This window comes from Lewinella sp. IMCC34191, assembly GCF_003390935.1.
In the GTDB taxonomy this organism is placed as follows: Bacteria; Bacteroidota; Bacteroidia; order Chitinophagales; family Saprospiraceae; genus Neolewinella.
Map to the genome: position 1 here is coordinate 456,216 of NZ_QNQZ01000003.1, position 24,508 is coordinate 480,723.

Below are 24,508 nucleotides of genomic sequence, written 5' to 3' on the forward strand. Positions count from 1 at the left end.
TACTGCCGTTCTATTAATAATTGGTTTCGGCCTCTATACGGCGGCGGGTATCCAGTATTTGGGTGCGTAGGCGGTTGAAGAACCATTCGCGGTACTTATTCGCATCCGGGCCTAACGAGCCCGAAACGGCCGCAATCCGATCGAACCACTGCCGGGTCATCTCGCATATCTGCGCGTCTTCGGTTTGCAGGTAGTTCGGCGTCAGGAAGGTTACGAAAAGGCTGCTGCGGTGTGCCGATTCGATGAGAATGGCATTGTCGTTATTGGCCAGTTCATTATGTACCGGCCGAAAGGTCGCGCTCATCGCTTCGGGTTGCCCCCCCGGTGCGTACTTCCGCCCTACCCTGGCCATCTCGTTGAGGTGATTGACCATTCCCCCTACCTCGTCCAGTAGTCGCAGTGCTTCTCCCTCCCTGGCGTAGCGGCCCGCTACGTGCAGATACTCGATCTGATCAAGGGTAGTACTCAGCAGACCCAATGACCATAATTCCACGCCGGGAATATGCAACGAGGCCACACCGATATCGCGGGCCCGCTCCAGCAACCGCGAATCAATCAACGAATCGGAAAAAGCTAACTCGCGCCAGCCGGGAAAATTCCAGCAGGTGATGCTGTACACGTACAGCTTTAGGGCCAGCAGTCGCGGGTACAGCATTTCGTAAAAAATGGGAATGCCGGGGTTCGCGATGTAGATGTACGGGTCCTGGAGCTGCTCCACCCGGGCTAAATGGACTTCTAGCTGGTTGAGGTAATCTTCCGGGCTTCGGATATCTACTTCCGAGCGGTTGTAGCGAAAGGGAATCTGGTACTGCCCGTCCGGCATCGGCTGGTCGAAGGTGCGGGCCAGTTCGGCTAGTTCGTTTGCCATCAACTGACTGTCGCCCCTGACCCGGCGGTAGATGGCATCGCGGCTGAGGTGAAGCAGCTCGGCTATGGCTTCGATCATCGCTTGCTTGCTGTCAAAGCGCTTGGACAGGTTAGTGAAGTACCGGCGCTGAAAATCTGATGGCGACATAAGCGATCGTTACTCTTCTAAAATCCGGATGTCTTCGATCAAAAATTCCAGGGGTTCATCGGCGGGCACGAGGGTGTCCCCGCGGGGTGAGACGAGGCCTTCCGCGCCGTAGGCAAGGCTACTGGGAGTAAGGATGCGCAGGCGGGCACCAGGTCGTACGCGCCGCAGCGCTAAATTCCAGGCCGGAATAAGATCACCGAGACGAAAGCGAAGCGGGTCTCCTCTCCGTTGGCTACTATCGAATTCGGTTCCGTCGAGGAAGCGACCGGAATAGTGGACGGTCAGGATATCGCCCTCGGCCAAATAGCTGTATTCCCCTGAATCCACGACCTCGTAGAAGTAGCCTTCCGGCGCGGCATAGACGTCGTAGTTCCGGTCGATCGCCCGGTTAATGATGGCGTTACGTTGCCGGCCCGCCAGGTCATCTACCGGGCTAAGCTCCGTAATCAGGCGCTCCTCGATGGCGGAGCGTTCTTCGGCGGCTCGTTCGGGTTCTTCGCGTGTATCCGCCTCCCCGCATGCAAGCACCAGGAACGGTAAGAGAAAAAGGCTTCCGCGGGCGAAGCAGACGATATAATCGAGGGAGAACATGAACGTTGTGGGTAGAGTAAGTTGGAAACGGATGCGGTTCGGATCAAAACCAGAACGGAATGAATCAAAAGCGCGTTTCCCCGAATACGAAACCGGTGAGTTAATATGTACGAAAGTAATGAATCCCGTCCTATGTCCCTCGTCTGCCGCTTGGCCCTCCCATTTACGCTACTGCTTTATACCTGCGGTCCCTCGCCCGAAATAAGGGAGGAGACCGACCCGGCCGGATACCGTACGGAGTACCAGGTGTCGGCCGAAACCGGGGAGCAGGAGGGATTCTCCCGGCGCTACGATCCGGCGGGTAAGCTGATCAGCGAGGAAATGTACGCCAAGGGAGCACTGGAGGGAAAGCGGACGGCCTATTATCCGGACGGAAGCGTCGAACTTATTGAAAACTACCGGGCGGGTCAGTTCGACGGGGATTATATGACCTACGATTCATCGGGCAACTTGCGGCTGCACGGACAGTACCGGGAGGGAATCATGAGCGATGACTGGATACGCTACTGGCCGAAGGGCCGGGTAAGGGAAGTGGTCGCGGTCGCGGACAATAAGGAAAACGGCCCCTTCCGGGAATGGTACGAGAACGGCCAGCCCCGCGCGGCCGGCACCTACGTTGACGGCAAAGAAAACGGTACCCTTTGGCAATTTGACGAGGAGGGGACGCTCCTTGCCGTACGAGACTGCGAGGATGGCGTCTGCCTGGCCCGCTGGAAAGCGGAGGAAGGAGGCGAAGCGCCCGAAGCGGCCCCCGATATGCAGCGGCCGCCCGACCTGCCGGAAAGTTGACAGGCCACGCCCTGAATGTCTTTCCTATCTTACCCCCGATGAGAAGATTACTGTCCTGGACCTTCGCCCTTCTTTTCTGTTTCAATCTGTCCGCTCAGGTCGGGGGTATCTCCGCCTACGAGTTCCTTAACCTCCCCAATTCGGCGACGGTGGCGGGCCTCGGAGTGCACCATATTTCGGTCAGGAACGACGACCTCTCACTGGCCGCCCGAAATCCATCCTTGCTGAACCGGGAGATGCACGGGCAGGTGGTCCTGAGCCACGGCTTCGTGCCGGCCGGTATCCACAACAGTTATCTCGCCTACGCGCGCCACCGCGACGACCTCAATCTGACCTTGCAGGCCGGCCTGCAATATGTCGGCTACGGATCGGATCTGGTCCGCCGCGACGTGACGGGCCAGGCAATGGGCACCTTTAGCGCCAGCGATTTCGCCGTTACGGTGGGGGCGGCCCGGGAGATAGAGGAGCGGTTATCGGTGGGCGTAAATATGAAAGTCATCGGGTCGCAGCTGGCCGGCTACGGTAGCTTCGGGCTGGGGTTTGACGCGGGATTGTTCTACCGCGACACTTCCGGTCGTTTCGGGATCACGCTGCTGGCGCGCAACTTCGGTCGGCAGCTCCAGCACTACACGGACGATGGCTTTCGGGAACCCATGCCCTTCGAGCTGCAGGTGGGGCTGAGCCGGGAGCTGAAATACCTCCCTTTCCGCTTCTCCATCATTTACCGCTACCTCGACCGGTGGAATATCCTGTACGACAACCCGGACGCGAACGACGATTTTATACTCATCAACGAAGCGGAGGGCAGTACCGACCCGGGGGCGGGGGCCGTCTTTTTCGATAATCTCGCCCGTCACTTCGTCTTCAACGGGGAGTTGCTCATTGGCAAACAGCGCAATTTGAGCCTGCGCCTGGGATACAATCACGGATTACGGCGCGAACTGCGGCTGACGGAATTCCGCTCCGGCGCCGGCTACAGTTTTGGCTTTGGCTGGCGCACGCGGCGTTTTCGCATCAGCTATGGCCGTACGACTTATCATTTAGGTGGCGGAGTGAACCAGTTGGGCCTGGGCACGATAATACGTTAACCCGGCCGATACTTCCCCTCCAAACCACGGCCCCTACCTACCTTAGCCATATGAAAGCCATCATCCCCGTTGCCGGGGCGGGCATGCGTCTGCGTCCCCTGACTTATACCCAGCCCAAACCGCTTATCCCGGTGGCGGGTAAGCCCATTATCAGTTTCATCGTTGATCAGCTGATCGAGCTCGGCGTCAATGATTTCGTTTTTATTATCGGGTACCTGGGGGAAAAGATCCGCGAATACATCGAGCGCGTCTATCCGCAGCTCAATACCAAATTCGTCAACCAGGAGGAACGCATGGGATCCGCCCACGCGATCTGGCTGGCGCGCGATCATTACGTTGATGCGGACGAGATCATCATTTTCTTCGGGGACGCGATCATCGATGCCGACCTCAGTGAATTCGTGCGCTCGAAGGTGAGCTGCATCGGCGTGAAGACCGTGGAAGACCCCCGCCAGTTCGGCGTGGTCGAACAGGACCTGGAGGGCAACATCCGTGGCCTGATCGAAAAGCCGACGATACCGAAGTCAAACCTCGCCATGGTCGGCTGCTACAAGATCCGGGAGGTGCAGCAATTCATCGAGGCCTGCGCGCATAACCTGGAACACAAGATCCGTAGCATTGGCGAGTATCCCCTGACGGATGCCCTGGCCAGAATGCTTGAGTGGGGGACCGAACTGCGGACGATCCGCGTCGACAACTGGTTTGATTGCGGTCGCAGGGAGGTTCTGCTCCAGACGAACGCCATTTTTCTGGACCGCCCGGGCTTCGCCACCGACGACCCGCCACCCTACGACAACAGCATCATCATCCACCCCGTACACATCGGTCCGGAATGCGTGATCAGCAACAGCATCGTTGGTCCCCACGTTACGGTCGGGGCTAATTCTAAACTCGAGAACGCAATCGTTTCCGACAGCATCATCGGCGACTATGCCCGCATTTACGACATCGTGCTGCGCAAATCGGTGGTCGGAAACGACGCGAGCATCGGCGGTATGCGACACAGCCTCAACATTGGCGACAACACCGAAATAGACTTTGGCGGATAGATTTTATAAATTACCCCTATGAGCCTGGCGATTGCCATTATTGCCTGCCTGTTGCTGTCCGCCCTCTTCAGCGGTTCCGAAATCGCCTACGTTTCGGCCAATAAACTACGCGTCGAACTCAAGAAAAAACGCAACAATACCCGCAGCCGCATCCTGACGGGCTGGTTCGACCGCCCCGCCGAGTTTCTCAGCACCATGCTGGTCGGCAACAACATTGCCCTGGTCGCCTTCACCTCGCTGATGACCGTGCCGCTCACGCTGGTGGTCAACAACTACCTGGGGCTGGAAACGGAGATCCTCGTCCTGCTCATCAATACGCTGGCCATCACCATCACGGTACTGATCTTTGGCGAGTACGTACCGAAGACGATCTTCCGGATGTATTCCGACAACGCGCTTTACTTCTGGGCGCTCCCCCTGCGCTTTCTGCAGGCGCTGCTCTGGTTCCCGAGTATCGTCATGACCACCGTCAGCGACTGGGTACTGCGGCTTTTTTTTAAGCGGCCCAGCACGGAGCTCGACACCGTACTGACCCGCCTGGACCTGGAGAATTTCGTGAACCGAAGCCAGACTTCCGAAGAACAGGAATCGGCAATCGATACGAAACTGTTTGGTAACGCGCTAAACCTGGCCGACGTCCGGGTTCGGGACTGTATGGTACCCCGCACGGAGATCGAGAGCATCGACGCCTCGGCAACGGTGGACGAGCTGGAAGCCAAGTTCATCGATACCCACCTGAGCCGCATCATCGTCATCGACGGCGAGGCCGACAACGTGCTGGGTTACGTCCACCACCAGCAACTACTCGAATTTCCGGAAACGATCCGGCAGTGCATCCTCGAGATCACCTTCGTACCAGAGGTGGGGCGCGTGGCCGACCTGCTGGACCGCGCCGTGAAGGACCAGCTAAGCATCTTCTGCGTAGTGGATGAATTCGGCGGCATTGCCGGGGTGATCACCATGGAGGACCTGCTCGAAGAAATTTTCGGCGAGATCGAAGACGAATACGACGAGGACGAGTACGTCGAAATCGACGAGGGCAACGGCTACTACCGCTTCAGCGGGCGGCTGGAGATCAACTACCTCAACGATAAATACGAGATCGGTCTGCCCGAGGGCGACTACCAGACCCTGTCGGGTTTCATTGTCACCACGGCGGAGCGAGTTCCGGAGCAGGATGAAAGCCTCGAATTAGAAGGCTTTAATTTTCGCATGCTGGAAGTGAGCAATACCCGCATCGAGGTGGTGCATCTGCACGTGCTGCCCGAGGGAGAAGCGGAATAAGCGAACCCTTTCGGTAGCAACCCGTTACCGAAATTTGACCCAGCCCCAAGCCAGATGCAACAACTCTACGATTTCGTCAACGCCACTCCGCCCCCGATCCGAATGGCCGTTCGCTTCGGCGTGGCGGCACTCGTCGCGGCCCTGATTACGCTTATTTTATTTGCCATCCTTCGACGGGCGGCCCGCCGCACCGAAAGCTTCACGCTCGAGGCCATCGCGAACAGCACCCGCAACTCCTTTTACTGGTTCCTGACCTTTGCCCTCACGGTTATTTTGTGGAACCAGCTGGAGTCCAGCCTTTTCCCCGACGACCTCAACTCACCGTGGTACCTCCACTGGGGGATCCGGATCGTACGGACCATCCTCTACATCTTCGGCGCGATGCTGCTCGTCAACATCGTCAACGTAGCGGCCGAAACCGTTCGTCACCGCTACAGCATCGATACCAGTAACAACCTGGAAGAGCGCAAGATCCTGACGCAGCTTCAGTACATCCAGCGCATCGTTGGTATCGTCATCTTCATCGTGACGGTCGCCTTCATACTGTTGCAGTTTGACGCGGTTCGCAGCATCGGTACCGGGCTGCTCACTTCGGCGGGCGTAGGCGGTATCATCATCGGCTTTGCGGCCCAGAAATCCATCGCTAACCTACTGGCGGGCTTCCAGATTGCCTTCACCCAGCCCATCCGCATTGACGACGCCCTGATTGTCAACGGGGAATTCGGTCGGGTCGAAGAGATCACGCTGACCTATGTCACCCTCAAGGTTTGGGATCAGCGGCGCCTCATCGTCCCCCTCAATAAATTCATCGACGATACCTTCCAGAACTGGACGCGCAGCACGACCCAGCTTATCGGTAGCGTCTTCATGTACGTGGATTACACCTTCCCCGTCGACAAGCTGCGGGAAGAGGCCCAGCGCTTCACCGAGACACAAGAACTGTGGGACAAGGAGGTCTTCGGCGTCGCCGTCACGGATAACAACGCCGACGTCATGACGATCCGCATCATCGCCAGCGCGGCCGACAGCGGTCAGACCTTCAACCTCCGCTGCGCCATCCGCGAGCACCTCATCGGCTGGATCCAGAACAATTACCCGGAACACCTGCCCAAGACCCGCCTGGAAATGAGCCCCTCGGAAACGACGCAAGCCCCCCACCCGAACGCGGAGGAAATGCCGTTGCAGGAAGGCGACCGGTAGCGATGCCGTTTTATAGAGCGCTGGCTTCCACCTGCCGGTGGGTAGGAAGGGCTAATTTTTGAAGACTGACGGACTACAGCCTGCCGCGAATAAAATCCAGCGTAAGGATAGCGGCGGGGCGGGCCATTCCACCGTGGTCGAAACCCTGCATCTCGTAGAGCCAGGTATTGGGGTGCCCCGAGAGTTGGAGCATGCGCCAGAAGTATGCGTTTTCTTCGTAGCGGCCGTAAAGTTCCCGGTCGCGGTCGCCGGTGATGATGAGCATGGGCGGGGCGTCGGGGCGGAGATGCTGAATGGGGGCGTACCGGTCGACAACGACGTCGTTCCAATCGAGGCCGCGCTCCTGGCGGGGGGTGAAGTGGGTGATGGTGTGCCCGCTGAAAGGGATCAATCCGGCCAGGCTATCGGGGTGGAGGCCGTGGGCCGCCAGATAGGTCGTATCGAGACCGATCATGCTGGTCAGGTAGCCACCGGCGGAGTGCCCGCTGACGTAGATCCGGCGCGGATCGCCACCGTAGTCATCGATGTGCTCCATGACCCAGGCGACGGCCGCCGCCGCGTCTCGCGTGTAGGCCGGGTTCGTGACGCGCGGGTGGAGCCGGTAGTTGGCGGTGGCCACGGCGATGCCCTGGTTCAACCACTGTTCAGGGGTAAACTTTTCGCCACCACTTAGTCCGCCACCGTGGAAAAAGACGACGGTAGCAAAGCCGGCACTGTCCTCGGGGTAATACAGGTCCAGCACACAGCGCTCCTGGATGTAGGCGTCCGTGCTATCGGGTCGGTAGTTGACATCCTCCAGGGTTGTATATGTGTTTTGCGCCGTAGCGCAGGTAGAAAGCATCAGGCCGGGAAGGCCGCCCAGGAAGAAAATGAGCGTGAGGAACGGGACAATCTGCTGCATGCCCAAAGATAGCCTAACAAGCGAGGGATATTGCAACCATAGTCCCTTCCTCTGGTTAGGTTAACAGGCATAAATCCCACATAAGATGAGCAAGCGCGCGGCAATTGTATGGTTCAGGAGGGACCTTCGGCTGCACGATAACGAAGCCCTCAACGACGCCCTCAAACACGGCGACGAAGTGCTGCCCGTGTACATCATAGATCCGCGGGAGTGGCGTGGCACCCTACCCCTGACCGGCCTCCCCAGGATCGGGCCCCACCGCGCCCGCTTTGTCCTGGAAAGTATCGCCGATCTGCGCGAGAGCCTGCGCAACCGCGGCGCGGACCTGATCGTCCGTGTCGGCTATCCGGAAGAGTTGCTGCCCGAGCTCTCTAAACAATGCCGGGCCAGCTGGGTATTCTGCAACCGCGAACGTACCCGGGAAGAATTACGGGTACAAAATGAAGTAGAACAGAACCTGTGGAGCATCGGCCGGGAGGTCTACTATTCGCGGGGCAAACTCCTCTACTATACCTCCGATCTTCCCTTCCCGATCACGCAGACGCCGGATACCTTTACGCTGTTTCGCAAGGAAACGGAGCGACTGACACCCGTCCGCGAGCCCATTGCGATTCCCAACCGCATCCCCTTCCCCACCGGCACGGGCATCGAAAGCGGGGAGATTCCGGACGTAACGGAATTCGGACTAGCCCCTCCCCCCCACGACGAGCGCGCCGACATCACCTGGGTGGGTGGCGAGACCGCGGGCCTGGACCGGCTCGTCTACTATCTCTTCGACAACCAGGCCATCGCCACTTACAAGGAAACCCGCAACGGGCTGAGCGGTAGTGACTTCAGTACCAAATTCAGCGCCTGGCTGGCGCAGGGCTGCCTGAGTCCAAAACGGGTTTACGCGGAAATCAAAGCCTACGAAACCAAGAACGGGGCCAATGACAGCACCTACGCGGTCGTGTACGAGCTCCTATGGCGTGACTTTTTCCGCCTGATGGGCAAGAAACACGGAGAGCGCATCTTCCAGAAGAACGGTTTTTCAGAGAAGGAGCATACGGAGTGGTCGACCGATCGCAACCTGTTGCGCCGCTGGATGGACGGTCAGACCGGCACGCCCTTTGTCGATGCCAATATGCGCGAGATTGCCCGCACCGGCTACATGAGCAACCGGGGCCGGCAGAACGTGGCCAGCTACCTGGTCAACGACCTGAAGTTGGACTGGCGCCTGGGAGCCGAGTACTTCGAGCACATCCTGATCGATTACGACGTAACCAGCAACTGGTGCAACTGGCAGTACGCGGCGGGCGTGGGGACCGACCCGCGCGAAAAACGCTACTACAATATTCTCAGCCAGGCCGAGCGCTACGATCCGAAAGGAGAATATGTCCGGCTATGGTGCCCGGAACTGGAAGACGTACCGGAAGAATACACCCACCAGCCGGATCAATTGAGTCCGTCGCAACAGCGGGATTGTGACCTCCACATCGGCGATAGCTATCCGGCCGCCCTCGTGGGCAGCACCCAGTGGCGTACGAAGAAGGGAAGGAAGCAGCGGGCAAGCCGTTCGGCACGAGGCTGAGGGAAAAACCAACGACCATCGGTATTCTTTAGTACTTCGCTGCCATCCGCTAAAAAGAGTTGATGCGTACCTCGATCCGGTTCAGTCCGGGTTCCAACCGGACCGTGTTGAAGGCGGGGTTTACGCTCTCTCCATTGAGTGTCATGGTCTGACTTTCCTTTAGATCCAGGGCAAACTCCGCGACCATGTTGCCCGGCAGGGTCACTTCGAAGACCTGTAACCGGGGGTCGACATTCTCGTACTTCCCGCGGATCGTGCCCCTGAGAGTAGGAACTTCGATCGAGGTCCGCTCCAGCGTGCTCATTTGGGGGTGAATGCTGGCGACCGCGTAGCCCGGCTCCTTCGGACGGATGCCCCACAGGTAACGCGGGATAATATTGGCCGGTACCGCTCCCCAGGCGTGGTTAAGATCCAGGTTGGTTTTGTACTTGAAGTCCCAGGCTTCCATGGTCATCGTCGATCCGTAGCGGATCATATTGTACCAGCTGCGATCGCTGGTGTCGGTGAGGAGCTGCAGACCGTAATCCGCCATACCGGCCTCGTACACGGCCTCCATTAGATACTGGGCACCGTAGACGCTCGCTGCCATCCCGCGGCTTTTGATATGTTCCCCTACCGACTCAACGTAGGCCTCGGGTACCATTCCAAAGGCGAGGGGAAACATATTGGCGTGAACGGAGGCGTGGTCGGTGCCTTCGCCGTCCACGTAGATCCCACGCTCCTTATCCAACATCTTTTCATTGACCGCCCGCTTTGCCTGGAGGGCGTATATGCGAAACTCGGTGGCTTCGTTCGGCTTACCCAGTACCTCGGCAAATTCGGCCATGATCTCCATGTTCCGGTAGAATAGGGCATTGATGACGGTGTTGTTGTCTTGAAAGACGAAGCCGTCGCGTTCGCCCCGGGTATCGGAGCCGCCCCAGCCCGCCGGGGGCCAGTCGACAATGTCGCGAAGTTCTTCGTCGCGGTCGCCAAAGCCCAGTTTGCTCATATATTCCGGGGTGATCCGGGAAGAGCTCACCAGGTGATCCTCCCCGATCAGACCGATCAGCGTCTTCCACTTCAGGTCCTCGTAGTAGCGTTCGATAAGTTCCGTATTGCCGGTATACATATAGTCGGCATAAAACATGAGCGCCACGTGCTGCTGCCATTCGGTCGGCCAGGTAGGGTGCTCCATGAAATATTCGATGGTGCTGCGGGCGATGGCGTACTCCCGGTCGGTGGTATAGTGGCTCAGTTGATTCAGGTAGGCATCGGCCTCGTAGGGAATGCGCTCACGATCACCGTCGACATAGAGACCGGCGAAGGTGGTCGCCTTGATGGTGTATTTACACAGGTCCCATACCTGATTGAGGATGGAATCGCTGCTTGCGAAGGAACTGGCGGCTTCTTCCCAGTAGCTATGGTAGGCCAGTTGCCGTACGTTTTGCAGGCCGTCGTTCTTGATTCCTATTATCTGCGCGTACCGGAAGGGCAGCAGCACCGGGAAGGAGTCGGGCATTTGAACGGCGGCCGGGCCGGTGTTGCGCTCGTCCGGCATCAGGGGCAGGATATAGGTATGCGTTCCCTTGCGTACGGGCAGGGTGACCTCCTGATAGCGGATGGTGCCCCCGGGATCGGCATTGATGGTTCCGTTCGTGTTGAGCAATTCTCCGACCTGCACGCGGATCTCGTGTGGCCGACGTGCGGTATAGGTGAGGGCCATATTGGCAAAGGCATCCTTGCCAAAATCCAGGAACAGGCCGTCGTCGGTCTGCCGTTGATGGACGGGGTCGATCGTGTCCACCTGGAATCGATTGGGGGTGGTCACTGCAACCGGATCGACGCTTCCGGCCGTGAACCCTTGCGGTGCGCTGTAAGCCGTTAGCCGGTTCAGTCCGTCCCATATCCGCACCTTCCAGTAGTAATCCCGACCGGCCTGCAAGGGAGGACCGTCGTAGGCTATATTAGAAGAAGCGGCCGTACGGACCTGGCCGCTGTTCCAGACATCCGCCTTATTATTCTCTATGTTTTCGAGGCTTGATGCGACCAGCAACTGGTAAGCCCCCTGCACGCCCGAGGCGGCCGGCACCACCCATCCGAATTCCGGTTCCGGGTCACGGAGAGGGAGTCCGTCGGGTTGGCGGAGATATTCTACCGACAGGTCGGTCGGTGCGGCGGATCCCTCGTCGCTGAAGCGTTCGATCAATTGGTCGGTGGCGTGTCGGAACTCAAGAAGCTTGTCTTTGTAAGCCGGGTCGTTTGCCAGGTTGTTTGTTTCCTGCGCTCCGCCGCCCAAATCGTACAGCTCCTCCAGCGAGCGGTCGTTGATGTAGCGGAAATACTTCCAGTCTCTCGTGCGGACGCCTTCGCTCGGGGGGATTTGCTCGAATTCCCAGATGTGCTCGATGAGGACGGTATCCCGGTCCAGTTTGTCCGTTGCGCCCGTTACGATGGGCTTTAGGCTGAGGCCCTGGTAGATATCCGGCTTCGGTACGCCGGCGAGGTCGAGGATGGTGGCGGCAACATCGATATTCAGCGCCAGTTCATCACTGTCGTGGTGCGTCGGCTGCCGGGGGTCGTACACGATCAGCGGCACCCGCACGGAGTTGTCGTAGAGCAACCATTTGCCCGCCAGCTGCCGCTCGCCGAGAAAGTATCCATTGTCGCCCATGACGATGATGACCGTATTATCGGCAATTCCCTGCTCTTCCAGTTTCGCTCGCAGTTTGCCGATCTCACGATCGATGCCTGCGATGAGGCGGAAGTAGCCCTTGACGCTGTGCTGATACTTTTCGGGTGTGTCGTAGCGCCAGGTCCAGCGCAGTCGGTTGAATCCTTCGCGCACCGCCTGCGGGAGGGCGTCAAAATCCTTGCGGGTGCCGAGGGCGGGGGGCGGCGCGTCCCGGTCACGGAGGAGTCCGTCCGTCTCCGGTTGCCAGAAGTACTGGTCTTCCGCCGGATCGTGGGCGTGGGGGGCACTAAAACTCAGGGAGAGGCAAAATGGCTTTTCGGCATCCGCGTTTCGCTCCACGAAGTCCAGGGCCTGCTGCCCGGTATACCGGGTGAGGTGTACCGTATCCCCATCCAGCGTTTTGTAGTAGTAGCCGCGGCGGTCGGGGTATTCGTTGTTGCGGTCGTAGGTTTCGTACTCGTCGAACATCCGGTCCTCACCATCGTACCGGATGCCGTACTTGCCATAGAAACCGGTGTGGTACCCGGCCTCCCGAAGTACGGCGGGGTAGGCATTCGCTAGGTAGCGGTCCGGAATATTTCCGGTTTGAAAGTTAAAGCGGTGCGTACGCTCGTAGACCCCGGACAGGATACTCGCCCGGCTGGCCGCGCAGATCGGCGTGGTAACCATCGCGTGGGAAAAGTAGGTGCCGGATTCCGCCAGGCGGTCCATTTCCGGGGTCTGGGCCAGGGGATTACCGGCGTAGCCGAGGGCATCATAGCGCTGATCGTCGGTCAGGATAAAGATGATGTTGGGGGGACTGTCCTCCTGGCCGAGCAGGGAGCCCGCGCCGGGCACGAACAGTAAGCATAGGATTGTAAGCGTCAGGAGGGATTGCATGGAGGACCGATTGCTCGCGGTCACTTTAGCATGACCGACACCGGTAATATCCAAATCTTCGGCGAGTCCCCCATCCTGGGTTGTTCTGCTGTCCGCTAATCACCGGATTGTACCGCTGGCTGCCCTAAGTATGGTAACAATCCATGTTCGCTTCCTGCACCCCACCGGGAGTCACCTGGCCGGTCGAAGCGCCCCGTTAGCCGCGCTCATGGCCGTGGCAATCGCATTATCGGTGCTGCCGCGTTCCAGCACGATCTTTCCCCGTCCACTGATTTGGAGCGTGTAGACCGTCGGGTTATTATCCGTGCCCCATATTTTCTTGGTGAGGGGTTTGATCGTACTGCCTTCGGCGGATAAAGTGAGCGATCCGCCCTCCACTACGGCCAGGTAAGCGCCCGGAGGAATGCGGTACGCCCGTCCGTTCAGATCGGCTAGCAGGACCGGCTGGCCCGGGCCGGAGACGTTCAGCAGCATGATGCTGTCCAGGTACGCGCGCGTTCCCGTGGCGGAAATACGGGATTTCAATTCACCGCTTAGGGGATCGAGAATGAAAACCTCCTGGTTTCCGCGTATGTCCACGGGTTTGGCCAGCAGCGCTCCCGCTACGCCGAAGGCCCCAACCAGAGCTGCATTTTTCAGTCCCTGTTTGCTCATAGCCGTAGGATCGAGCAGGCCGCCCGGCACCACAACGGTTAATTGTCCCTCCGCATCGGCCTGTACGGAGTAGTACTCCCGCTGGAGGTAGAGGAAATCGGTGCCTTCGTGGCGGTAGCCCCAGATTTCGCGCAGGTCGCGCCGCGACAGACTGTCCGGCTGGGCGAAGTCGGCTACGTAAAAATCCTTCTCCTCCCCCACTCGGGCGATGCGTCGCTCGGTCAATTTCAGTTGAATGGTGGTATCTACTCTACCCGACCGGAAATCCAGGACGCTATAGTACACGCCATCGCGTAACCTTCCTCCGCTTTTTACTGCCGTTACCTGACTGGTACGCCCCGCGCGGACGTCCTCGTCCAGCAGCTGGAAGATCTCGGCCAGTGCTTTAGCCAATGCCCCGGCGTGACCGGCGGTTACGTCCAGCCCCCCCTCTACCCGGTTTACCTGGTAGGGGCCATACCGCGATAGCTCCCCGTCCGGACCGGGCATTGTAAGAGCGGCCTCCAGGTGAAGGCGGCGGTGTTCGCTGGTTTTGTCCACCCGCTCTTCGATACGCAGAAAACTAATCGAGAGCGTGGCGGCAGGCAAGGCCTTATCGACGGTGTTCCGGAGCAGCGCGACGACCAGATTATGTTCCATACCATGGAGAAAAGCGAGATTGCGCTCTTTATTTACCAGACCGGTATAGACGCTTCCGTAATGGCCATCCGCCACTCCGGTTTCGTCGCGCACCTGGTTGATGCGGAAACTCAGGTCCGAAAGATCAACCGTCTGGTTGGAGATATCCAGCACGTACTCCTGGCTCGACAGGGAGAAGGGGAAGAGGAGCAGAAGGGAGGCCAAGTATTGCATAGGAACAAAATTACGGCCGTAGTGAATCCGTTGGCACGCTTTCCGTTTCGACTAACACATTTCGGTTTAACTAATGTGAGTGCGCCCAATCGTATCGACTTCAGTGAATTTCATACACGGCCCCGGGGGCGTTCCCCCCTTTTATCGTAATTTCGCCGCTTAGGCTAACAAGCCACTTACTGAATGGCCAAAACAAAGAAAAAGAGCGGACAACTCGGTCTACGGATGGGACTGCGGGACGAGCGCATACCGAAATTATTCGGTCTGCTGCTGCTGTTCATCTCCGTTTACCTCACGGTTGCCTTCGTTTCTTACCTCTTCACCTGGAAGATCGACCAGGACCGCGTACTGCGCTTCAGCTGGAAACTGCTGAGCGAAGACGCCGCCACGGTGGACAACTGGCTGGGTCGCCTAGGTGCGTTTCTTTCCAACTTCTTCATTTACTTCTGCTTCGGCTTACCGAGTTTCATATTAGTGTACTTCCTCGGCCGCCTGGGTATTAACCGCCTGCGCAGGGCGCCGCTGCGTCCGATGGCGAACCTGTTCGTCAAGTTGATGCTGTTCACGCTGGGATTGTCCGTGCTGCTCAGCTTCGCTTTCGGTAGTTTAACCGACTTCCCGTTGGGTGGGGGCATCGGTGACTATCTGGTTTCCCACCTTTCCGGCGTGCTGGGTGGCTTCGGCGTGGTGTTATTGTTGCTCCTCCTCTTCGGATTGTACCTGATCTTTGAAGCCCGGATCGACTTCAACGGTACGCCCCGGCAGATCCGCAATGACGTCGTGGACCATTTTTCCGAGATGATCCGGTTCCGGGGAAAGCCGAAGCCCGCCGCTGCTTCGCGGACGAATACTACACCTGCGCCCCCGTCGCCCAACCTAACCGCGCCGAAGCGCGAGACCGAACGACCGCAGACCCTTTCGCCCGGCGACCGGGGCGACTTCGAAATCGAAGGCCCCAAGCCGCGTTTGCTTTCCGAAGAAGGCCGCGAGCAACTTAAAGGAGACCAGATGGAGATCCCGCTGGAATCCGTCGGTGACCTCACCCTGGTGAGCAAAGATCCCCTCGCGGTGGGTGGCGACAACCTAATCGTAGCCGACGGCGACGAGGGCATCGACACCAGCCTGGCCGTTACGGAGGAAAACAAAGACCACACTGAGCCCTACGACCCGACCGCCGACCTGCCGTCTTACCAGAAGCCCCACTTTGAGTTGCTTGAAGAAGGCGAGACCGGCAAGCACGAGGTGGACCGTGCGGAACTGGAAGCGAACAAGGATCAGATCATCGAGACCCTGCTCAATTATAAGATTGAGATCACGAAGATCCGGGCGACTATCGGGCCTACGGTGACGCTGTACGAAATTGTGCCTGCCCCCGGCGTCCGCATCTCGAAGATCAAGAACCTGGAGGACGACATCGCCCTTTCGCTGGCCGCCCTCGGCATCCGCATCATCGCGCCCATTCCGGGCCGGGGGACCATCGGTATCGAGGTCCCGAATAAAAACCCGCAGATGGTGAGCATGCGGGAGGTGCTGGAGAGCGAGAAGTTCCAGACCGCCAAGATGGACATTCCCCTGGCGCTCGGTAAAACCATCAAAAACGAGGTACTGATCGCCGACCTGGCCAAGATGCCCCACCTCCTGGTAGCGGGTGCTACGGGTCAGGGTAAGTCGGTCGGTATCAACTCGATCATCATGTCGATCCTGTACAAGAAGCACCCTAGTCAGGTGAAGCTCGTCATGATTGACCCGAAGAAGGTGGAACTATTCCCCTACGCTAAACTCGAAAGTCACTTCCTGGCCTTCCTGCCGGGGCAGACGGAGCCGATCACCACGGAGACGACCAAGGTGATCCACATCCTGAACTCGCTGTGTATCGAGATGGACCAACGCTACGACCTGCTCAAAAAGGCGGCGGCGCGGAACATCAAGGAATACAACGAGAAGTTCGTATCGCGGCGGCTTAACCCCGAGAAGGGCCATAAATTCCTCCCCTGGATCGTACTGGTGATTGACGAATTCGCCGACCTCATTATGACCGCGGGCAAGGAGGTGGAGATGCCCATAGCGCGTCTGGCCCAGTTGTCACGGGCCGTTGGTATTCACCTGGTGATCGCTACCCAGCGCCCGTCGGTAAACATCATTACCGGGGTCATCAAGGCAAACTTCCCCGCCCGGATCGCCTACAAAGTGACCGCCAAGGTGGACTCCCGGACCATCCTGGATTCCGGCGGTGCCGATCAGTTGATCGGACGGGGTGACATGCTGCTGAGCAACGGCGGTGATGTCGTCCGCCTGCAGGGGGCTTTCGTGGATACGCCGGAGGTCGAACAGGTCATCAATTACATTGGCTCGCAGCGGGGTTACGTCGAGCCCTACCTACTGCCGGAGTACAACACCGACGAAGAGATGGCCGGCTCGGGTGCACTCAGTTATGCCGACCTCGACGATATGTTTGAAGACGCCGCCCGCCTGATCATTCAGCAACAGCACGGATCAACGAGTATGGTGCAGCGCCGCCTGAAGCTGGGCTACAACCGCGCGGGCCGGATCATGGACCAGATGGAGCAACTCGGGATCGTGGGCCCTTCCCAGGGGAGCAAGCCCCGTGAAGTGCTTGTGTACGATGAGATGGAGCTTACCCGCTTCATTGACGATTTGCGGAATCGGGGTTGATTCGTTCTTCTTTTAGGGGCGTCGGCGTGGGGCTCAGACCTAAAAGTGAAAGGTGGGGTGTCAACAAAATTTTCTCCCTTAAAAACCGTTTTCAGGTGGAGGCTAAACGAGTTTTTACTCGGTAGTCTGCTGCAGCCTTCGGCGGTTTAGATTCAGGAAACCTTTGATGCCTGAATATTTATTCTGCCCCGCTACGACCGGTATGTACCGCATCGTAGCGAATGGAAAGAGCCGGAGAGGCAGCGCGTTGATTTTAAAGACACACAAATTTTAATTTCGCACCATCTCTTTTGAGAGAGGATGGGGAATTAGCAAACAAGCACAGGTGTATAATTTTAGATTCTCCCCACCGGGGTGCTGGGCCTGTCGTATCGCCCTGACCCTCCTTTTCAGCGTTTCCACGCTATCGCTTTCCGCCTTAACGGCCCTTTCCCCCGGTTGTGGTGGGACGACGTATTACCAGGATGATAGTGAGGGTAACGGCCTGGTAGTCATGGAAGCGGAAACTTCGACCTTCAGCCGCTCGTCTATCGTGGAAGGTCACCCTGATTGGGTGCTGTGGCTGGAATACACCAGTAACGATACAGGAAATGGGGGTTATGTACGGGTAAACACGACGAATCAAAACAGCGGAGTGGCTACCTATGATCAGGGGGCGGAGCTGTCCTTCGACATCGACTTTGTCAAGACCGGCACCCACTACGTTTTCGTCCGCTTCCGCGCCAGAAACGACAATGATAATTCGCTTCACCTGGAATTTGATGGAACCCGGATTGGATCGTGGGCCTTTCCGTTGACGGGGAACACCTGGACGTGGGTGAGAATTCCGGTTCCCGTCGAACCATCGACCTTAGGCTTACACAACTTCAGTGTATACCACCTGGAAGACGGGATGGAGCTGGACCGATTCCTCATTAGCAGCGACCCTGGCTTTGCGATTACCGGGATCGGTCCGGATGCGACCGAAGACGGCAGCAATCGTACGCGTGGTCTGGACGAGCGGGTCGAATACCATATGGACTACCGGACCGGCCAGGGGTTTGCCGTAATCGAAGCGGAACAGTACACATATAACATGAGCGGCCTGCTGGCGTACGAGTGTCGTCCCTGGGAAAACATTCCCGACCCCAGTGCAAGTGGTGGATCGTATATGGCCGTCGCACAGGCCCGTGAGCTGGTGCCAGACCAACAAATCTGGTCCGCACCCTTAATGGACTACGAAGTCAACATTGACGTGACGGCCGAATACTTCGTCCATATTCGCCACCGAAGTCCTACGGAAGACGACAATTCCGTCTTCGTTTCGGTGAATTACGCAGGTGTGGCGCAGTTTCGTCTCACGGCAACAACCGATTGGATGTGGGAAAGTCGGAGCCTGGGCGTGATTGACCAAAACCTAGGCACCTTTTTGCTGAGCATCATCATGCGGGAAGACGCGACCCCCATCGACAAAATCATTATAACCTCCGACCCGAACTTCGTTCCCAACGGTACCGGCCCCATTGAGACCGCCCTGGTGCCTGCTCGTCTGATCTATCAGCAAGACAATAGTCCGGAACACCTGGTCCAGCTCCCGATGGAAAGGCCGAGCCGCGACCTTCCCGGTGTGGGAGCTTACCAGAACCTACAGTGGAGAAACCAGGATGACGGGACGGCACTTAACGGTCAGTACGCAATCGTACCGAATGCCGGCGGCACGCACATCAACATTAACGGAGCTGCCTCGGCCAATGCCCCGGTGCAGGAGTTTGACATCAACTTCGTCCGTACCGGTACCCACTACCTCTACGTTCGGCACCAATCGCCAAGCGGATCCGACAATTCCTATACCTACCTCTTCGACGGCGCGAAGATTGGGGAGGTCCACATCAATACGCTTTCCGCTACGGAGTGGCGCTTTTACGAGGATCTGCCCACCATCAATGTCCCCTCCACCGGCGTGCATACCTTTTCCGTTGCCATGCGGGAGGACGGTACGCCGATCGATCACGTGACTATTTCCAGCAGTCCGGCCTATAACACCGCCGTACTGCCCGTGGAACTGTTTTCGCTCTCCGGAGAAGCGCTTTACGATAACAACCTGATCCTGTGGTCAACGGCATCGGAACGGAACACCGCCTACCACCACGTGGAGCGTAGCCTTACCGGTATGGATGACTGGGAAGCGATCTGCAGTATGCCGGCGGCGGGGACCAGCGACGACATAGTAGACTATGAATTTTACGATCGTCACCCCGCGAACCTAGGCTACTACCGCATCGTCACCGAGGATCTGGATGGGGCGGTCAGCATTAGCAGCGTGGTCGCAATAAGCCGGGGTGCCAAAGCATCCGATCAACTGGCTATTTACCCGAATCCGGCCGCAGACCACACCAATATCTCCTTCGATCTGGCCACGGAACGAAAGGTTTTCTTTCAAATCATTACGCTGGGCGGGCGCCCGGTGGCGGAAAAGGAGTACAGCGGCCACGCTGGTTCCAACACCGTCGACCTGCCCGTCGGCAATCTACCCGGGGGTAGCTATATGGTTACCGCTTCCGTACCCGGGAAAAACTTAATGGTAAGCCCGTTATATGTCGTTAAATAGTCAAGATTCTTCCAATCCTTCTCCCCTCGGCCGGTACGGTATGCTTAGCCCCCGCCGATTTGGTAGCGGTCTTCCCCAGCCGGGGATGTCCTTCCGGGCGAGTCTCATCGAGCGCACGCTGATCCGTCGCTCGGCCGTGCAGCCAAGCAGACTCGCGCTTGCCTACGATCGGAAGTGGCATGCATCTACCGTTTGGCGCATCATCCAGGTTAACGCTTTGGCTACTTCCGTTGGGGAGATGCTGTAAGCCGTTGAAGATAAATCCGGCTCTACCATACCATTGAGTCAACCAGAACAGCGCAACGATTAGTAGCACTTGGTTAAAACACCCGAATATTTACTGCCAGGCGGAAGGTTGATATTCCTTCGAAATGGTGTTTTTCCCAACTGTCTTTTCTTCCGTCAAAGGGATCAACGTATTCGCCACCGTATTTTCGACCGATAGGCCCGAAACTCTTTTCGTACATGGCCGACAAGGAAAGTGTCGGCGAAAGTCTATACGCCAAGCCGAATCCGCCAAAGAGATTAAACCTGCTTAGGAGCGATTGCTGCCGTCCGTCGTCAACTATTTTACCGTCGTATATGGTGTAGTCTGCCTTCTCTGCAGGCAGGTTTCCCAAACTGTCAGGCAGGATCACCGTCGCTCCGTATTGACTGACCGCACCGGTAATCATTAATCCTCCATTGAGGAACATCCGCAATGGACCGTCATCGGCCACCACGATAAAAGGACCTTCGACACCCACGTTCAGTCGCAACGCGTTCCAACCCTGGATGGCACTGCGGTAATTGATATCCGTCCTCCAATCAGCTGGATCGCTGTTGGCGCTATGCTTACCAAAGTCGCGGAAGACATAGAAGTCGCGGTATTGTTCATAGTCCAGGCCCGCGCTAACTTCACCGATGCGGCCACCGAAGTCGTAAGCGATTTGGGCACCCAGGCCGTAGCAACCCCCGACTTCCTCATTCAGGTTCTTGTCTTCATCCACCACCGAGAAGCCAATAAACGTCCGCGCCGAATAGCTCCACTGTGCCGAAATGTTAGCAACGGCAAGCGTAAATAAGAGAGATAATGAAAAGGTCTTCATACGGCTATTGGGGCTTGTAGACAATACCAATCGTGAGTCCTGAACGAAGGAATACTTCATGCGGAGACGGGCTTTGGAAGAAAGACTTATGAGGAAGACCATCCCCGAATGGACCGGGTCTATTGTGTCCGATTTCACGGTTTTTTGAATCGACCTTGAATCGCGGGTTCTCGCCCGACTTATCGTATTTGGGTAGGGCAATACCACCATATCCAAGCAGATAGCCGCCCCCTCGCACAGCCAAGTTTTGATTTATCCAGACGGTATAATGAAGTTGAAAGCGTGCGCCGGGCTGGATCAGATCAAAGTATTCTATTCTGGCGACCTGAACGGACTGCCACAAGGGGAACTCATTAGTGTTTTCGTATCCCTGATAACTGAAGGCACGGTAAGTCAATCGTTGCGTCAACTGTCCGTACCCCAGGGTGAGCAAGGCACTGCCCCCCAAATCCCCGGGGCCAATCCGGTAGTTCAGCTGCGGTCCACCACCGAGGTAGCCCCGTCGGTACATCTGCCTGACGTTGTCGAATCGTCTCAACTCCGTCCGGGAGGGGCTATCCTGCCCGACGGTCGGTATGGTGACCGGCAGTTCCCCCCAGCTTTCATCCGTGTCTTCCCATTCCCTTCCGGCGGTCCATACCCAGCTACACCCTCGGCGCTTGCGAAACTCCGCCTCAAAGGCTATGGCTCCAATCGACTCCCCCGGCTCGGAAAACCCGGTTGAAAAGTGGAGGCCGAAACTCTTTTGGGAGACTAACGGTGATTCGTCTGCCTGCGCTCGCAATCCCAGCGGCACGAGCAGGATCAGTAAAAAGTAGTAATGCATAGAAGTTAGTGCTTGTCGAAAATTGGGGTGGGGTAATAGCTCCCGGATGTCGATTCGGTTTCAATGGACGGAAGGTTGATATGCAAGCTGTCGTACACCGAATAGGCGGGTGACAGGCGGGGAAGCGGAGGTAAGGAAAGCAAGGGCACCACCTTCACTTCCGGGCGAGAGGGCCGAAGTGCTTGGGAGACTATGCCTGTGCTTATAACCGGCTGCATATTATCCGATACAGTAAGCGCAGCCGGGTTGGGCTGCTTATCGGTCGCCGGTTCCCCTAAAAGCGCATTGGTTTCGGTTTCGGCTGAGTGGATCGGCAGCGCCTTGTCGACTGATTGGGGACTCGCCACTACCCTATCCATCGGAACGGCTACGGGAAAGAATGAAATTCCCTGGTCAGCGCGCCCCGCGAAAAGAAGCCACACCGTCATCGTCCCGGCTAGCAAGAGCACACCGAGTACTGGCTTACGCCACTTTCCTCCGCGCCTCTGCTTGGGCAAGAGTTCCGACATGGCTCCCCAGTCAGCATCCGTAGCCGCAGGGGCGTACTCGCCCATACGCTCCCGCCACCGTTCTTCGTAGCCGTTTTTCATAGTTCGTTTTCTATTTCCGGATGGACCGCCCGATAGTACCCTTGTAGCGTTTCCCGTGACTTCATCAATCGCCAACGGCTGGCGGTTTCGGTAATGCCCAACTCGACAGCTACATCGGCGTGGGTGTATCCGTCGAATACCACCAGGCTAAAGACGATGCGGAGGTGGTCGGGCAGCCGCTCCAACAGTTTGATGATGTCTTCCACCGCCAGTTGATCAAGTGCCCTATTCGGCACGGACACCGGCCAGACGAAGTTTTTGTCTACCACCTTTCGCTGGTCACGTGCTTGCTCGCGCAGGTAGCTCAGGGCCTGATTACGGACAATAGTGGCCAACCAACCATCAAAAGCCCCCTCCCCCCGGTAGCTGGCCAGTGCTCCGAAGATTTTCAGCATCGCCTGATTCAGCACGCCGACGGACTCTTCCCGATCACCCAGGTAGCGCAAACAGATCGGTAGGAGCTTCGGAAAATAGGCCCGGTAAAACTGCTCCTGCGCACGCCTTTCCCCGCGGAGGCAGGCTTGAATCAAGACATCTTGGTCGGCTGGGGGGAGAAGCAAGGCGGGTAAGTTCATTCGTACACCCTTACTGACGCACCAGTTCGCTCTTGCGTGAGCGGAGGAATCCTTTTTTCGCAACTATTTTTTGATCTTACGCTGCAGCCGGAGAGACGTAGGTGGTGGTGGGCCTCCGAGATTCTTGAGGTCCTTTCCCGCTTCTTACGGAACACTCGCAGGTCCTGCGGACACTCCGAGGTTCCCTTGATCCGCAGCCGTTGTTGGGAGAACACTCACCGGTCCTCCGGACACTCCGAGGTTCTTGCAGTCGGTAAGTTTCTACGGGTGAAACACATCCGCCAGGACCGCATTTTTGCCGATCAGCCGGTCCGGGAGGGGGCTGTCATAAACCACCAAGTGCATGCTGTCTTCCATGATGGCCATGCCCTCGGCTTTGTCCTTGCCGTATTCGCCTTGCCCGCCGTAGGTCACGTCGTAGAGCCGCTCGGCACCGTGACAAACGGACACCGCCTGCTCCGGGAAGCCGCCCCGGATACACCAAGCGCTGATGGTGCCGTCCAGGTCCATGGTCGGGCCGGCCAGGATGAGGACGTCACCGGTGCTGTCCTCAATATTGATCTCCCGGATGCCCATGCCCGCCAGCTGTACGAAGTGCTTGCGGTAGGGCTTATCGTTGTGGCCACGCCCATCCAGGTGCAGAAATTCCCCGTGCTCGTGCACGCCGAATTCCAGTACGATCGCCCAGCCGCCGATCACCGGGCCGCGCAGTCCGATGAAGATGCGTTCCCGGTAAACGGCCAGCCCCTCGATGTCGAAGCCGTTATCCTTACACGGGATATCCATGAAGCGGCTGATGTGCGGATCGGTACTCAGCAGTTCGGTCAGGACCGTACTGTCCGACCCGCCCTCCAGTAGCATGGCGGTGTATTGCTCTCCGTCGATCTCGACTTTTTTCTTCGGCGTCCACTTCCCTTTTTTCTTGTCATACTTACAGGGTATGCGGCCCAGCGAGAAGCGGTTCTTATCCACCCCGATCGTATGGAGCTTCTCGGCCCCGGTCTCGTCGTCATCGTCTTCATCCGGCGTATTCCGCTTCAGCGACATACTCCCGGTGAACCACAGGTAGGGCTCCTCCCAGGCCAGCCCCTCGATGTCCATCTCCCCCTCCCCGCCGTCCGGCAAATCGAAAAAGTCCGCTAATTCATAGCTTTTATGCTTCGTGAATTCCCCGTCTTTCTCCAGCAGTCGCTCGATGGCCGAACTTTCGTCGTACGCCAGGAAGAGGGTACGGTCGGAGAGGACCGAAGTGGACAGCTCCCCACGTACATCCTCCAGGTTCTTTCGCTTCTTATCGAATACCAGTTTGACCTGACGGATGGGGGCCCGGCTTTTCATTTTCATGATCGGAAAAGATTAGGTGAGGAAGGAAAAACAGTTTGTAAACCCGAATTTTGGGTGCCGGTGCACAGGTAAGACTATGCGTGGGGACTTACAGTTGCTGATACGACGACCAACTCACTCCTTCTACTGAGAGCCGTTTGCGGAAAAATATGGGGAGTGTTTACTGAACTGTGTCTGGGTTAAGAATTTTCTTTTGGCCCTAAGTCTTTTCTTTACCCGCCGGCCCTCAAAAGCGCAGCGGGCCGGTGGGTAAAGAAAAGACGTTTGCGGGCTACAGCA

19 protein-coding genes are annotated in these 24,508 nt (G+C 57.6%); 9 read left to right on the plus strand and 10 right to left on the minus strand.

Annotated features, from left to right (window positions below; translation table 11 throughout):
• Positions 1–13: 13 nt before the first annotated feature.
• Positions 14–1,015: a hypothetical protein gene (locus DRW39_RS09055; protein ID WP_116106706.1), complete on the minus strand. Its 1,002-nt coding sequence runs from the start codon at positions 1,013–1,015 to the stop codon at positions 14–16.
• Positions 1,016–1,024: 9 nt separating this feature from the next.
• Positions 1,025–1,606, minus strand: coding sequence for an FKBP-type peptidyl-prolyl cis-trans isomerase (locus DRW39_RS09060; protein ID WP_116106707.1), 582 nt, complete (start codon positions 1,604–1,606; stop codon positions 1,025–1,027).
• Positions 1,607–1,738: 132 nt separating this feature from the next.
• On the opposite strand from DRW39_RS09060, the gene DRW39_RS09065 reads away from it, so the two are divergent.
• Genes DRW39_RS09065 through DRW39_RS09085 form a run of 5 tightly spaced genes read left to right on the plus strand, consistent with a single transcriptional unit; the run spans position 1,739 to position 7,016 of the window.
• Positions 1,739–2,395 (plus strand): toxin-antitoxin system YwqK family antitoxin, encoded by a 657-nt coding sequence (locus tag DRW39_RS09065; RefSeq protein ID WP_157976017.1) that lies wholly within the window; start codon positions 1,739–1,741, stop codon positions 2,393–2,395.
• 38 nt (positions 2,396–2,433) lie between these two features.
• On the plus strand, positions 2,434–3,483 hold the full coding sequence (gene porQ / locus DRW39_RS09070) for a type IX secretion system protein PorQ (protein ID WP_116106709.1): 1,050 nt from the start codon (positions 2,434–2,436) through the stop codon (positions 3,481–3,483).
• Positions 3,484–3,533: 50 nt separating this feature from the next.
• Positions 3,534–4,532, plus strand: a complete 999-nt coding sequence (locus tag DRW39_RS09075) for a sugar phosphate nucleotidyltransferase (protein ID WP_116106710.1) — start codon at positions 3,534–3,536, stop codon at positions 4,530–4,532.
• An 18-nt stretch (positions 4,533–4,550) separates the two neighbouring features.
• Complete coding sequence (locus tag DRW39_RS09080) at positions 4,551–5,816, plus strand: hemolysin family protein (RefSeq protein ID WP_116106711.1); 1,266 nt, start codon at positions 4,551–4,553, stop codon at positions 5,814–5,816.
• A gap of 54 nt (positions 5,817–5,870) precedes the next feature.
• Positions 5,871–7,016, plus strand: a complete 1,146-nt coding sequence (locus DRW39_RS09085; protein ID WP_116106712.1) for a mechanosensitive ion channel family protein — start codon at positions 5,871–5,873, stop codon at positions 7,014–7,016.
• Between the two features lie 73 nt (positions 7,017–7,089).
• Here DRW39_RS09085 and DRW39_RS09090 read toward each other — a convergent pair whose 3' ends face one another.
• A complete protein-coding gene (locus DRW39_RS09090; protein ID WP_116106713.1) occupies positions 7,090–7,917 on the minus strand; it encodes an alpha/beta hydrolase in 828 nt (275 codons plus the stop codon).
• 85 nt (positions 7,918–8,002) lie between these two features.
• On the opposite strand from DRW39_RS09090, the gene DRW39_RS09095 reads away from it, so the two are divergent.
• A complete protein-coding gene (locus DRW39_RS09095; RefSeq protein WP_116106714.1) occupies positions 8,003–9,487 on the plus strand; it encodes a DASH family cryptochrome in 1,485 nt (494 codons plus the stop codon).
• A gap of 49 nt (positions 9,488–9,536) precedes the next feature.
• On the opposite strand, the gene DRW39_RS09100 is transcribed toward DRW39_RS09095, so the two are convergent.
• On the minus strand, positions 9,537–13,040 hold the full coding sequence (locus DRW39_RS09100) for a sulfatase-like hydrolase/transferase (RefSeq protein ID WP_116106715.1): 3,504 nt from the start codon (positions 13,038–13,040) through the stop codon (positions 9,537–9,539).
• A gap of 171 nt (positions 13,041–13,211) precedes the next feature.
• Positions 13,212–14,546, minus strand: a complete 1,335-nt coding sequence (locus tag DRW39_RS09105; RefSeq protein WP_116106716.1) for a hypothetical protein — start codon at positions 14,544–14,546, stop codon at positions 13,212–13,214.
• A 183-nt stretch (positions 14,547–14,729) separates the two neighbouring features.
• Between DRW39_RS09105 and DRW39_RS09110 the strand changes: the two genes are divergently transcribed.
• The 3 genes from DRW39_RS09110 to DRW39_RS09120 all read left to right on the plus strand — a co-directional run bounded on the left by DRW39_RS09110 (position 14,730) and on the right by DRW39_RS09120 (position 20,053).
• Entirely contained in the window at positions 14,730–17,219 is a 2,490-nt protein-coding gene (locus DRW39_RS09110) for an FtsK/SpoIIIE family DNA translocase (protein ID WP_116106717.1), read from the plus strand.
• A 325-nt stretch (positions 17,220–17,544) separates the two neighbouring features.
• Positions 17,545–19,806: a T9SS type A sorting domain-containing protein gene (locus tag DRW39_RS09115; protein WP_157976018.1), complete on the plus strand. Its 2,262-nt coding sequence runs from the start codon at positions 17,545–17,547 to the stop codon at positions 19,804–19,806.
• Positions 19,793–20,053, plus strand: coding sequence for a hypothetical protein (locus DRW39_RS09120; protein WP_157976019.1), 261 nt, complete (start codon positions 19,793–19,795; stop codon positions 20,051–20,053). The genes DRW39_RS09115 and DRW39_RS09120 overlap by 14 nt, the downstream gene beginning before the upstream one ends.
• A 73-nt stretch (positions 20,054–20,126) precedes the next feature.
• Here the strand turns inward: DRW39_RS09120 and DRW39_RS09125 are convergent, their stop codons facing one another.
• The 5 genes from DRW39_RS09125 to DRW39_RS09145 form a co-directional block, all read right to left on the minus strand.
• The gene (locus tag DRW39_RS09125) at positions 20,127–20,894 is read right to left on the minus strand and encodes a hypothetical protein (protein ID WP_116106720.1); all 768 of its coding nucleotides are present in this window, start codon (positions 20,892–20,894) and stop codon (positions 20,127–20,129) included.
• Between the two features lie 4 nt (positions 20,895–20,898).
• Positions 20,899–21,720, minus strand: coding sequence for a hypothetical protein (locus tag DRW39_RS09130; protein ID WP_116106721.1), 822 nt, complete (start codon positions 21,718–21,720; stop codon positions 20,899–20,901).
• A gap of 5 nt (positions 21,721–21,725) precedes the next feature.
• Positions 21,726–22,310: a hypothetical protein gene (locus DRW39_RS09135; RefSeq protein ID WP_116106722.1), complete on the minus strand. Its 585-nt coding sequence runs from the start codon at positions 22,308–22,310 to the stop codon at positions 21,726–21,728.
• Positions 22,307–22,870: an RNA polymerase sigma factor gene (locus tag DRW39_RS09140; protein WP_157976020.1), complete on the minus strand. Its 564-nt coding sequence runs from the start codon at positions 22,868–22,870 to the stop codon at positions 22,307–22,309. Before DRW39_RS09140 ends, DRW39_RS09135 begins: the two co-directional genes overlap by 4 nt.
• 276 nt (positions 22,871–23,146) lie before the next feature.
• On the minus strand, positions 23,147–24,229 hold the full coding sequence (locus tag DRW39_RS09145) for a DUF3616 domain-containing protein (protein ID WP_116106724.1): 1,083 nt from the start codon (positions 24,227–24,229) through the stop codon (positions 23,147–23,149).
• Positions 24,230–24,508: the final 279 nt, after the last annotated feature.